9 protein-coding genes are annotated in these 13,309 nt (G+C 36.5%); 6 read left to right on the forward strand and 3 right to left on the reverse strand.

Annotated elements, in window-relative coordinates; translation table 11 throughout:
* Nucleotides 1-207: 207 nt before the first annotated feature.
* Entirely contained in the window at nucleotides 208-1,839 is a 1,632-nt protein-coding gene (locus CYAN7822_RS30565; protein ID WP_013334801.1) for a ShlB/FhaC/HecB family hemolysin secretion/activation protein, read from the forward strand.
* Here the strand turns inward: CYAN7822_RS30565 and CYAN7822_RS30570 are convergent.
* Nucleotides 1,836-4,253, reverse strand: a complete 2,418-nt coding sequence (locus CYAN7822_RS30570) for a two-partner secretion domain-containing protein (RefSeq protein WP_013334802.1) — start codon at nucleotides 4,251-4,253, stop codon at nucleotides 1,836-1,838. The genes CYAN7822_RS30565 and CYAN7822_RS30570 overlap by 4 nt on opposite strands.
* A 55-nt stretch (nucleotides 4,254-4,308) precedes the next feature.
* Here CYAN7822_RS30570 and CYAN7822_RS30575 point away from each other — a divergent pair, with 55 nt between their 5' ends.
* Nucleotides 4,309-5,004 carry a ferritin-like domain-containing protein gene (locus CYAN7822_RS30575; protein WP_013334803.1) on the forward strand — a complete coding sequence of 232 codons (696 nt, stop codon included), beginning with the start codon at nucleotides 4,309-4,311 and terminating at the stop codon, nucleotides 5,002-5,004.
* 157 nt (nucleotides 5,005-5,161) lie between these two features.
* Here CYAN7822_RS30575 and CYAN7822_RS30580 read toward each other — a convergent pair whose 3' ends face one another.
* Entirely contained in the window at nucleotides 5,162-7,282 is a 2,121-nt protein-coding gene (locus CYAN7822_RS30580) for a CHAT domain-containing protein (RefSeq protein ID WP_157872018.1), read from the reverse strand.
* Nucleotides 7,283-7,481: 199 nt separating this feature from the next.
* On the opposite strand from CYAN7822_RS30580, the gene CYAN7822_RS30585 reads away from it, so the two are divergent.
* Both CYAN7822_RS30585 and CYAN7822_RS35025 read left to right on the forward strand, forming a co-directional pair.
* A complete protein-coding gene (locus CYAN7822_RS30585) occupies nucleotides 7,482-7,820 on the forward strand; it encodes a hypothetical protein (RefSeq protein ID WP_157872019.1) in 339 nt (112 codons plus the stop codon).
* Nucleotides 7,821-7,836: 16 nt separating this feature from the next.
* Nucleotides 7,837-9,831, forward strand: a complete 1,995-nt coding sequence (locus CYAN7822_RS35025) for a CHASE2 domain-containing protein (protein WP_013334806.1) — start codon at nucleotides 7,837-7,839, stop codon at nucleotides 9,829-9,831.
* On the opposite strand, the gene CYAN7822_RS30595 is transcribed toward CYAN7822_RS35025, so the two are convergent.
* A complete protein-coding gene (locus CYAN7822_RS30595) occupies nucleotides 9,828-10,088 on the reverse strand; it encodes a helix-turn-helix domain-containing protein (protein ID WP_013334807.1) in 261 nt (86 codons plus the stop codon). The genes CYAN7822_RS35025 and CYAN7822_RS30595 overlap by 4 nt on opposite strands.
* 264 nt (nucleotides 10,089-10,352) lie before the next feature.
* Here CYAN7822_RS30595 and CYAN7822_RS30600 point away from each other — a divergent pair, with 264 nt between their 5' ends.
* Both CYAN7822_RS30600 and CYAN7822_RS30605 read left to right on the forward strand, forming a co-directional pair.
* Complete coding sequence (locus CYAN7822_RS30600) at nucleotides 10,353-11,117, forward strand: hypothetical protein (RefSeq protein WP_013334808.1); 765 nt, start codon at nucleotides 10,353-10,355, stop codon at nucleotides 11,115-11,117.
* A 514-nt stretch (nucleotides 11,118-11,631) separates the two neighbouring features.
* A complete protein-coding gene (locus CYAN7822_RS30605; protein ID WP_013334810.1) occupies nucleotides 11,632-13,272 on the forward strand; it encodes a hypothetical protein in 1,641 nt (546 codons plus the stop codon).
* The last annotated feature ends 37 nt before the right edge of the window (nucleotides 13,273-13,309 follow it).

Here is a 13,309-nt window from a genome sequence, read left to right on the forward strand (position 1 = left end):
AGTGACTAATATCGTTTACAATAGTGAAGACTATTTTCGCTGAATGCTTATTAGTTTCTTTCATAGTCGAAAGAATCTCCTCAGAAATACAATAAGGCATTTAACGCCCAATTTGTGTGGGTTAAATAGTCAGCGTTGGAAAAGTCAAGAGCTTCTTGTTTTCCCATTACTTAGCCAGAAAACATTTATTAGTTTAGTTTATCAATAATGATTAACAACTCTTTAAGAGAAAAATTACAGGTAGTTCTTTGGAGCCTGTTAATTCATTTGTTAAGCCTTTCATCAATTGCTACACATTCTGAAACAGTATTAGCTCAAAATGCCCCCGATTTTTCTTCTTCTTCAAATGAATTAGTTGAATCCTTCATTTTGAAAAAAGTACAACTATTAAATTCCACAGTGCTTACTCCTTCTGAAGTTGAGCAAGTTACCAAGCCTTATATTAGCCAATCAGTTACCTTTTTTGATTTAGTAAAAATCCAGAGTGCCTTAACTAATTTATATATTCAAAAAGGGTATGTCAATTCAATCGTTGTATTACCGGCTGAACAATATATTAATGATGGAGTTGTAACTTTTGAAGCCAGAGAAGGAAGCGTCAAATTGGAAATCACCGGTTATCAATCACTTAATCCCCAATATATTCGCTCACGATTAGCACGATTTTTAGATACACCGATGGAGCTTAGAAAAATTGAACAAGGATTAACTTTACTGAGACAAGATCCTTTATTTACTAATCTTGAAGCTAATTTAACGGAAATTCCTTCAAGCCCAAATTCTCCTAATAATTTACCCCCAGAAAGCTTGCTGACAATTAAAGTAGTAGAAGCCCCCAAGTGGTCACTCGGAGCGGAAATAAATAATGATGAAAATTTTACTGTTGGGGATACGGGAGTCAGGTTTTTTCTAGAAAATCAGAGTCTTTTAGGACAAGGAGATAATTTTCGATTTGAGTATAAAATTACTGAAGGACTAGATCGCTTGTTAACTGCCTATACTTTGCCAGTTAACGGCAAAAATGGAAGAATTGATTTAGCCTACCAACAGACTGATGCTGAAATTGTACACGGACTATTTGAGGTTTTAGATATTAAAAGTGAAGCTTTTACTGCCTCTGTCGGCTTCACTCAACCGGTTATTTTTACTCCTAGCGAAACCTTTGAACTAGGAATACGAATAGATCGACGGGAAAATCAAAGTTATGTTTTGAATGATGAGCTTTTTTCTAACGTAAAATTAACCGCATTTAGATTAAACCAAACCTATATCAAACGCTCGGCTGATTCACTATTTTTAGGCTTATCTCAGTTTACCTTTGGAGACTCTAATTTAGAAATCGATCCTTTTTTCTTTAGTTGGCAGGGGCAAGTTCAATTTTTAAAAAAGATAGATGACAATAAGCAGTTTTATACTCGTGTGGCACTTCAACTTTCCCCCTCTACTCTACCGCCTTCTGAAGAATGTACAATCGGAGGCCGTAACGGTAACATTTTTATTTTTGGCAATATCGTTCGGGGATATACAACTAATGGGCGTACAGGGGATAGTTGTTTTGCTTTTAATGGTGAATTAAGGTTTACTTTAATTGAAAAAGAATCTTTATCCTTGCAGCTTTTTCCCTTTGTCGACTTGGGGACGGTGACGAATACAAGGGATAGTTCGCTCAATCCCCAAACTTTAGTGAGTACAGGTTTAGGTTTGCGTTTAAATATGGGCAATTCTCTCAATTTGCAAGTTAATTATGCTATTCCCTTGGTTAATACCCAAAATATTCCAGGGGATAGCCTCCAAAAACAAGCAGGCAGTTTTTCGCTTCAGGGACAGTTTAGGTTTTAATGACAACCTACTAATTTAAGCCGCCCATCCGGTTGCCGCACTAATCCCACTGCTTGCCCCATCGGGATCAAATCTTCGATTTGATAGTGCTGCGTCCGAGTATCGGGAGTTGGGCGAGTTCCTCCCCTTCCAGGCGTTGAAAATGAGTAGGTTCGTGAATTGTTTAAACAACTTACGGCTGCCACATTCTCAAAACTAATAAAGGAAGGAAATTTCACATCGGTTGAGTTGAGTTCGTATAAATTTGAGTTGATAGTAACTGTTCCATTGATCCCCAGTTGTGAACTAGCTGTAATATCACTACCAAATGACGTAAAAAGCCCCAATGTATTAACTTTGATATTGCCACCCGCTCCTTCAAAAGCATTGGCGTTAATTTGACTATTATTCGTCAGAGTTAAAAAATTTGTATTGATGTTGATATTACCCCCGTTGCCGGTACTACTGGCTGAAGTAGAAATTTGACTGTTAGATAATCTTAAATCTTGGGAAGTAATATTTATATTACCTCCTGAGTTGGATCTCGTCGTTGCCGTAATCAAACCCTTTTGCTCTAAATCAAGTCTAGCCGCATTAATTTGAATTGAACCACCGCTTCCTTGAACTTGATTGTCAACAGCAATATTCCCCTGATTTGAAAGAATTAACTCTTTTGTGTTAATTATGATATTACCCGATTCGCCGATGGTAGTAGGTTTTAATCTCAGTAAATCCTGCAATCTTAAAGAGGGAACTAAAGCTGATGAATTAATTGTACTACTAACATTTAATTGGCTCCCTTTTACGGTCACAGATTGAGAGGAATTAATCATAATTGTTCCTGCATTCCCCCTAGCCAACGTCGAAGAAGTAATAGTTCCCCCTTCAAGTACACTTAAATTGACTGTATTAAGATTTATATTTCCTGCGTCCGCATCTCCCAAAGTCGTAGTACCAATAAGACTCTGTAGTCCTTGAGGCGTAGTTCCGCTTAATTTAATAGTATGACTATTAATATTAATATTGCCACTTGGCCCTGTTGAGAAAAAACTATTGGTAGCTACTCCGCCTCCATCAGTTAGATTTATGGAAGAACTAATAATATCAATATTACCCGCTTTTCCGGTATTCACAGAAAATGTATTAATCGTGCTAGGAAAATTGGTCGAATCAGAAAATAGTGTTGTAGGGACTGTTCCTTCAGCAAACCCCGAAACTTCAATTAGATCACCGGCTTGTATCGTTATTTTTCCTCCATTTCCCGATGAAAATGCACCGGCTGCTAATGCGGAACCTCCCGTTATAAATACTTGCCCTGATTGTAGATCTATATCTCCTCCTTTTCCTCTAGAAAAGGTCGTTGTTGATACGGCGGCATTATCCGATACGGTAAATTTTGGCGTTATTATTTCGATATTCGCCCCTTGACCAAAGCCTATCATTTCAGTATAGATACGACTTCGTAGAGGATTATTTGGCAATCCTCTTCCCTGAACGGTTACTGATTCCGAGGCATAAATTTTTATTCCACTGAAAGATGAACTTTGATTTTGAATAAAGATTAAAGAGTCATCTTTAACCCTTACATTTCTTCCTTGCAATTGAATAAAATTCGGGAAAGTTCCATAAGAAAGGATTAAAGATTTATTCAATAAATCGATATCCCCAAAAATATCGGTAGGATTATAAGTAAAAAGTAATCCCGCATCGGAAAAATTTATATTAACTTTTCCTGAGCGTATTGCTCCTAATTCAACTCGTCCATTAGCCGTTGATAAAATTCCTCCATTTAAAGAAATATCGCCCCCCAGAATTGCCAAAGTTTTTCCACTATTAACTTGCAATCCCTCAGTGGGAAATTTAGAGACGGGAAATGAACTGACGATTAAATTATGTCCTTGACTATTGATTTGAATGGGGGCAGAGTTGTTAAATTCAAGTCCAATGGGAATATTGACCGTCAAAAGAGGATTTTTAGAAGGAGTCGAACTAAATTTTAATCCATCTGCAAAATAAATACTACTTGCGGTAGTTGCCAAAAAAGAACCTCCAATATTTAAAGCGGCATTAGGTCCAAAGATGATGCCATTAGGATTAAGAAAAAACAAGTTAGCCGTTCCATTCGTTTGTAGTAAACCGTTGATGTAAGAAACGTTGCCACCCGTTACTCGACTAAAAATATTTTGAATAGTCAACGCATTATTAAAGTAAGCCGTGTTACCGGTTTGCAGGCTAAACTCTTGAAAACTGTGAAATAAATTAGTCCCGGCTCGTGTTCCTCCAGTAATTTCAATAATATTGTTATTTATTGTCGTATGAGAATTATTAGGCAAAGATTGATCGGGGATAATTTGAGCTTGAATTGAAGAAGGATGAACAAAGCAAGCAATTAAGCCACTTATTTTGAGAAATTTAAGCTTTAAGTTAGATTTCACTAAATTCTACTAATGTTACTATAGAATTTTTCCACTGTTATCTAATAGTAGCACAATGGATTTATTTACCAAGATTTTACATATTTTAGGCTCTGGAGCAACCGCTTATATTCTCTCTCGGAATTTACGAGATTCTCGAACTCGTTGTGATCTTTTGATGCGATTTTATATCTCCGAGTACACTTCTGTTCCTTTTTTAGAAGCTCTCAAAGAACGTGCCATACAAGAAAACGATCAATGGTTGAGTGACCAATTAGCTCGTCATGCAGCCGATGAACTCAAACACAGTCGAATTTTTGCTCATGCTCTCAAACAATGTGGCAGCGAACCTATTAATTTTGATAACTTACCGCCTCAGAAAAAAAATAGCTCTAGTTCTTCATTCAATACTTATTTTGAAGGATATAGCCGAGAAGAACTTTCTCCACATAAAATTAATTGGATTACTTACGCCGGTAGTACATATATTTTAGAATCAGATTCAGGTAAAGATTATGCACGTATGGCAAAAATATTACCCGATGATGATCCCGTACTACGTAAAATTAAACAGGGGATTTTAAGCATTGCTAAAGATGAAACCCGACACGCCAGTTATTGTTATGAAATACTTACTCGCCGCCTCCCCCAAGCTAAAGTTAATGAGGTTGTAGAATATTGGCGAATCCGTAAAGTAAAAACGATATGGGCTATGGCTAATAAAGTCATACAAAATAACGGAAAGATGCCTACTTTACCGGCTCAGAATTAAAGATAGCTCAAGAAGAAAATCAAACTCGTCTAATTATTAAAGCACTCCCAAATCTATAAAAAGGAGTGCTTTAATCTATTTTTTTTTAAACTAATTTAAGAACAACCCGAAGATTCCCCTTTAAAATTTGAGTAGGCCATTTTTGGGCAGCGAAAAATTATCGTAATATAATAAAACTTGACCAATAGGCAGGACGATTAATTTGATCACTTCTTTTTATTCTTTGAATCTGAGCTAACTGTAAAGCTTGATCTATATTATTAGTCGTTTTCCAAAGAAAATAAAAATCGCTCATAAAATCTGTTGTAGCATCATCATGAATTTTCCATAAACTGCCGACAACAGAAGAGACTCCTGTCCGCAATCCCAAGCCGGCTAAACCCAGTACGGCATATTGATTCCCTTGTGCTGTTTCACAGGAACTAAGGGTAAGATAATCAAGAGAGCTAGAAAGCGAGCGCAAGAAATTTTCAAAATCCGTCCAGGCTATCGTTTGTTCCCCAATATTAATAGAAGTATTTTCTATTAACCCTGAAAATTGACTTTCCGTCGCCAAATGTAACAAATTATAAGAATTCTTTTGCAAATTATTTTTGAGATCTATCAGGCTATTGACGGTTAACTTATGTCCTTCAGTAACAGTAGCAATTTGCTCCGTTTCCGCTTCGACTCCTCTTAAATCTGCTTCAGCATTGACAATCATCAAAGAAGACGGAAAATCAATTTGATGACTCTTAAAACTTTTTAATCCTGATGAATAAGAAATCTGAAAACCTTCAATTAAATATTTGTTCCCATCAAATAAAGCCGCCATAGACACATTTCGCAAAAGCCCATCATTAATAAAAATCAAATGTTCTATCTGTTTGGCTTTTAAAATAGGCAGAAGATCGGCGACAATTAAGTTAAATAAAATATTTCCGTTGTTTTTTGTATTGGGCAGATCATCACCGAATCGATCAGCTAATTGTTTACGCCAAGTAATAATTAACTTATTCAATTCTTCCTTTTGAATCGGGTGCGAAGTTAAATGGTATGTTTGATCCGGTAATTCAAGGATAATAGACACCTGGTTATTGAGAATAGCGGTGTAAATAAGTGCTTCTCTTGAGGTTAATTTATTTTGAGCCGCTTGGGCTTCAGGTGCTACGTTACATACACTTCTAAAATATCGCTCAACCTCGGTTAAAGCGGTTAAATTTAGGATTTCTGTGGCTTTTTTTAACTGGGCTTGACTAGCTAATGGGTCTTCTAATAGTAGTTCTAAATAATTACGTAATATGCCTTGAATAAGATCAATTAATTCAGGACTAATTGGCGCTCCGGCTAAGTCTTTCCGCAATTGCTTTATCGAGAAAAAGGCTTCCTCATAAACTTTTAAAGCGTTATTTTTATCCCCAAGTTCCTCAAACGCTTTTGCCGCCAAAGAAAGCCAACGCCCCCTTAAATGCCAATCGGGATTTTCCCCTATTGGTAACTGCGCTTCGATACTTGCTTTTATAGCTCCTCTGTAATCTTTGTGTTCTAGTAAATATTCTCCCCAATAGCCCCAAGCCCAGGATTTTCCTAGAGGCTGCTTGCTTTTTTGAGCAATCTCGATGGCTTCAAGATAGAGTGAACGAGAATCGACCCCTTTTAACTTGGCTCCTTTCAGCAAAAATTCTATTTTCTCTAATCCTTCAGGATATTCTCCAATTGCTGCATATAAAGATTGAATGTCAATGGCTTCTCCTAACTCTCCTAAAACGAGGGCGGCTTTAATAGCCATCGCACTTTTTAAGGAAGCACTCGACATAATTTCCCGTAGTAGTCTAACCGCTTCAAGACGATTTGAAGTAATCTCATTATTTAAATTCTTATTTTGAAAGGAATTAGTTGTTTGCCCCTGCTGCTGATAAACATAAGCTTTTTCTAAATAAGCTTGAGCCAAATTGTATAACAAAGCCGCTCGATTATTGCCGGTAAAATTGTTGAGTTGAGTTAGCGGCGATAATAGACTGATTGCTTGTTGATAGTGACCACTTCGCAAGGCGATATTTGCTGAGATCGCCTGAGCCACTGCCTTAAATTCCACAGGCAGAAAAGGCTCAATCTCCGTTAACCTTGCGCGAGCGGCTGTTAAATTTCCTTGTTCTATCCATTGTTGAATTCTCTCTAAAAGTAGATGACAACTTTCTTGAAATTCACCACATTTCGACTCAACATTTGTGGGAGGTGCTGAGATAACAGACCTATCTAAAAAAGGAGAAACAGTAATCACCACTACCGATATAATCACTATAATTACAAATTTTAGAATTTTTCTGACTCTTGGCATGAGAAGGAAGAGGTTGTTAATTCTCGCAATAGTTCTTAACTTCATTTTTTTAGTTAATCATGGTGTAAGTTTAGCTAAATATAAGCCCCCTAAAAGCAAACCTGTAAACACAACTTCAACAGGAACAAGGGGTTGTTCAGAGCCATCAGGCGTTTTATCGGTGGTTGGAGCCGATATTGAGGAGAATTTAATTTGGCAAAAAACTGGGTTAGCCAATCCGACTTTACTATACTCAATCAAAAGTAATAAAGAAGAAACTTTTTTGATTGTCATTACCGACCCCCAAGGGGCATTAATTTTTAAAAAATCTATGCCTATTTCGCCGGCTCAGAAGACTATTTTAATTCGTCTTGAGCAACCGATACAAGAAGGAATTCATTATCAAGTGACAGCCGGATTACTTTGTCAAGGAGATCCTGAAGCCGCAACAATTATCAACAGTTTGCTGGTGAGGGGAGAATTTTTAACTTTTTTAGACCAAATTTCTCAAAACTATTAAAACTATAAATCTTTTTATGCCATTTTCATTTAGCCAAAACCGTCAAAAAATTGCCTTAAAAGCGGGGATTATCCTTGGCTCATCTTTAATAGTTGGGTTGTGGCGATTATTAGGAGGATTACAATATTCGGAATGGTTGCTATGGGATGTTTTTTTTCAATTAAAACCGTCTGAGCCTTCTGAAGATCAAATTTTAATCGTCGGGTTTTCTGAAGAAGATATCAAAAGGTTAGAAAGTACCCGTCTTTCAGACCGTCAACTCGCTTCGCTTTTAGAAAAAATTAATCAAGGAAAACCTAGCGCGATAGGCGTTGATTTTTTTCGAGATTTTCCCGCCGCCCCTTCCTACCACGAACTGTACCAGATGCAAAAAAAAGGTCAACCCCTATTTGACCAATACCCCGTACCCCCAGGGCACCAAGAACTGATAGATATTTTTCGCAAGAATCCTCATATTATTGGTGTAGGGAAGCAGACAGGGGAAGAGGGCGACCCCGACTTTGATCAAATCGCTCCTCCACCCATTAATTCCGAGCAAATCAGCGATGTCAGCCTCATAATTGACGGAGACGGGGTTCTCCGACGAGGATTTTTGTTTCCCAATACCGACACGGCGCTTCCTTCTTTAGCTTGGGCTGTGGCGAGGATTTATCTGACCAAACATGGGATCTCCGACGAACACGGGGGAGAAAATAATTCATGGTTATCCTTAAATGGAGTAATATTTGAACCCTTTAAAAATTTAACAGGCCCTTATACCAAAGCCGACAGTTATCTTTATCAAATTTTGATTAATTGGCGAAAAAGTAACTCTCAAGAAAAACCTTTTCAAATAATTTCTGTCGGAACAGTTTTTGAGCGAAAGTTTGATTCGACAATTTTTAAAAATAAAATTGTTCTTGTCGGTACGGTTGCGCCTTCTCTAAAAGATAAATTTTTGACTCCTTTTAACCGGCAGTCAACCGATACGCCTAGAGAAGTTAACGGAGTTGAAGTTCAGGCTCATATAGCCAGCCAGATCATTCGTGCTGCCTTGGATGGGCGGCCACTCATTAAACCGTTAGGAGAGCCTTTTATCTCAATATTAATCTTAGTTTATCCAACGGTCTTACTTTTGTTAATTCCCAAGGATTCTTTAAAATTTTTAATCTTGCTTCCTTCAGTATTTTCTCTCATTTATATAATTTTGGCATTTATCTTTTTTCTCTACGGCTATTGGATTCCTGTCATTCCTCCTCTACTTTCTCTTTTTCTATCTTTTTTACTGGTGATTATTTTAGAAGCGGCTCAAAAAGAAAAAGAAAGTTCGAGTTTTCTTGAGGTTGAGTTAACATCTCACTTATTATCCAAGCGGCTCAAACCATTAGTCAATAACATACGGACTAATTTTAAATTGATCAAGAAAGAATATTTTGCTTTATTTGATTCTGACTTATTAAGTTCAACTAACGCCCCGAAAATGCCTGATTTAATAGAGCATCATTTAAATGAATCACAATACTCTTTAGAAATGATGATTCTCTTATTAAATAGCTATTTTTCCAACTTAGCCGCTTTAATTAATCCTTATTATGATGTTCCTAATAATCAATTGAATGATCAAAGCCTTAAATCTACAATAGATTGGGCTATCTGGTTAATTAACCCTATTATTTTTGATTCTTATAAAATTGACCTGAAAAATAGTCTTATTAGAGAATCGCTTGAAGAAATCGGCATCAAAATAAGCATAGAAGACATGATTTGTTTACTTATAAAAATTTTAGATGAGGCCGTCAGTTCTTTTGATGGTGTAACGACTAGAGAATCTAAGTTAAACAACTCCCAATGGATTGAAATAAAATCTAATCAATCGACTCAAACTTTAATGATAGTTATTAAAATTCTTTATGAGCCTAAATTCAGCACTTTCCAAGCTATCCAGAATCTCCTCAAAAAATATAAAGTAATTTTAAAAATTAAAAAAGAAAATCAATCAGTAACTTGGAGTTTCAGCTTTAACAACCGTTAATCTTGAGAGGGTTCTCCATCAAGAGCACAATTTTTAAATAAATCTGATAAAGAAATACTTAAACCTTTAGCCAGTTTTTCAATATTCCTAAGCGAGATATTGATTTTTCCCGTTTCAATATTAGCAATATAAGTACGATCCAGTCCTGTTCGATGCGCCAAATTTTCTTGAGTTAGATTTAGTTCCTTTCTACGCTGTTGGATGGCGCGACCGAATTTAATTTGTATGCTAGAGACAATTGGCTTTTGCTCACTCACTCACTTATCAATCAATTTTACCATTAATTCTCAAGATTATATCTGTTGGGCCATCCTTAATCCTAAACTTAAAAATTAAAATTTTCGCCCCTTTTGTGGTTTATACATAACATTTGTGGTTCATACATAACATTTGTGGCTTATACATAACATTTGTGACTTATACATAACATTGGGAGATAAAATTTTCTTTGTTCTTAAAAAGAGGCGCGAAAAAATTATGTTAATATCTTTAAATAGCTCAATAAATAATCAACGAAATCAGTGGGTAGAATAAAAAAAGAAGATAAAATCATCCATATCAGAGAAGATGTTAGTTCGGATACAATTTTTAATATTCTATTCATTACGCCTTCTAATCCAGCTATGGGAATACAAATAGCTGATATGTATAATCCTCCTCAAGGTATATCGCCCGAAAAATTTCAACAGACTTTAAAAAAAAATGGAAGAGATTTAGCCTTTATGATTAAAGTGGCCTCTTCTTACAGAGAGGCTTTAAGCATTATTGCTAGGAACAATATTTTTGTTATAGAGTCATTTAGCGCAACTCATTTTGAATATTCTAATAAAATTCATGGAGTAGCTTTTGAACTTTATTCTAATTTTGAAGAAGATAAAACCTTGGGAGATTGGGAAAAATTTTTAGAAACGTTAATCTCGAGTTGGGGGTTGGCTAGATGCCGCTTATTATACGGATTTATTGCTTTATTAAATCCCGAACAAATTAATAATCCACAAATTTTAACCAAATTACTTAGCTATGGTGTTCGCTCAATTATTTCTATACCTGTAAATCCCGATGAAGTTGAAATGAAGCTGCTTAATTATTGCAAAGATATATATGGGCGCAGCGAGAATTTTTCTTTGGAAACCAGCGAAGCAGAAACTGAAGAAGGTTATATTCAAGTAACGGAAATCCTACGCTACAAAAGTCCCGATGGAAGCAAAGCCGGGCTAACTTTGCCAAAATATAAAAAAATTATTAACCAACAGGGAAAGGTTTTTTACCAAATTGACAACATTTAAAAAACCCACTTTACCACTTCTTGCCCTTGCTCTAACTTAGATTTAACCCTAGGGGATTGCTTGATAATACTTCCTCCTTTAGATAGAATTTGCTCAGGAATTCTCAATTTTTAGCGAGTTGAACCTTAGCTTAATTGCCAGCGTCGGGGGAGTTAAATTGCCAGAAAAAAAAATATTAATTTACTCAGACTTGTGTGCTAAAATCCAGAGTAATCCAAAATAGCCATTGGTACTATAGTTTCATCAAACTATAGCACTTGATAATTTCGGCTTACCTTTAACAACACCACTATGTTAACACCAATACAGACTCATCAGTTAAAGAAAACAAACAGACAGAAAATTATTTTATTTACACTCAGTCTTGTGACTGTTAGATCTCAAGCACTGTTTAAAACGATGGAAGAAAAATTAAGGCTCAAAATTTCCCTATTAACCCTATTAAATAAAAAATCAGCTTTAATAGCTGAATAAGTTTGCAAGTAATTAAATCACAGTAACTCTTAGAGGAACCATGACTACACAAATTTTAGCACAGAAAGAGTCAAAGCAACCAGCCTCACGCCATTGTAAAGACAACACCACGCGGCTGAGTTTACCAACAATTATCGAGGAAAAAGCTTCTTTCCTGGCTGAAGATCAAGACGTGGCGAAAGCCATTGAAATCATCTCCCAAATACTCCCCAAAATTGGCGTATTATTCGAGCATTTAGCCCAATTAGGGGAAGCCGAGCAGATCTTACAGAACAAATGTGGAGCCATAGCCGCCATTGAATGTAAAGAAGATTATGAAGATTTTGTTAAGGCGGACGGCGAACTGCACAAGAAGAGTCTCTACCACGCTTTATTACAAAACTATTTTCCTGACTCAAATTTGTTTAAATGGCTAGAAATGGGCTATAAAATTCGTTTTTGGTACAAAAGTGTTAAGAGTAGAACAGCAGCAACGGTCATTGAGTCCAAATTAGATTTACTGAAATTGGGGCAGCCTATCGGCAATTATCAAGTCGGGCAGCGAAATAAAAGTGAAGATCCAGATGAGCCAATTTTTCAAAAAGTCTTGGAATCGATTGATGACGGCACAATTTTTGCACAAGAGCGAGGAAACATTGAACTTGATACTTTAGAAGAAGGTCAACTGATAGAAATCGACCAACTTATTAATGCAACTCTTTCTACCCCCTCTACCAGCGCACTAGAGGCAATTTGTGAAGTAGAAGAAAAACTGAGATCCCCTGAACACTTACCGCTATCTTACATCGCTAGTTTCGAAAAATTAACGGACGAATGGGTTAAAACTTGTCCCGTTGTGCGGCGAGGAACCTTAAAACTTTTAAAATGGAACTCTATTAAGCAGAAGATTAAAGTGGTTGACTTGAAAAAATTAAAAGGCGAATGTTTACCGATTCAACTGGAAATCATTAAGCACAGGGATATTCTGAGCAAGCGATTAGGTTGGAATGAGACTGAAGTTGACCTGTTGTTGCAACAAGTTTTAGAACTAGCACAGAAAAAAGAAGAAGAATCGCCCCATACGCACTCGTGGTTTAGTCGTCCTGTTGGAAAGGTCATGCAAGAATACCGCCCTCTTCCTTGGATTAGTGATGTAGAGGAAGTTCTGGAAACTTCAAAGGTTGCTGGAGAAAACCTGGATAAGCTCCGCTACGATTTAGGGGTTTTTACAGAAGAATACGATTGGCAAATCGTGGCGGCTAAATTCAAGCTAGATGTTGATGAGATCGCATCTCTTAAAAAAGCCACTGAAGAATTGGCAATAGAAAATAATCGCCCTTTAGATCCATTTACGGGACTAATTCGCTCTTACAAAGATGATTTATTTCAAGCGATTGCTATTAGCGGACGAGATGCCACCAAATTACTCAAAAAAACAACGATTAAATATTCCCCAGAAGAAGTAAGAGAACTGGTAGAAGAAAAAACCGGAGAATTGAAACAACAACTCGAAATGGAGCAACAATCAAGAGAACAGTTGGAAACTAAAATATTGTCCTTGGAAGAACGTTTTAAACAAGAGCTTGAAAGGGAACGCATTGAACGTCAAAAACTCGAGCAGATGATGCAGCAAATTTTGGCACAGCAAGTTATTTCTGTTAATAATAATGGGCATCAGCCCGTAGTGCTTCAAGAGTCTTGAAAACTTTTTTTCTTGTTGAGCAAGCAAATTTAGTTAA

This window comes from Gloeothece verrucosa PCC 7822 (genome assembly GCF_000147335.1).
GTDB lineage: Bacteria > Cyanobacteriota > Cyanobacteriia > Cyanobacteriales > Microcystaceae > Gloeothece > Gloeothece verrucosa.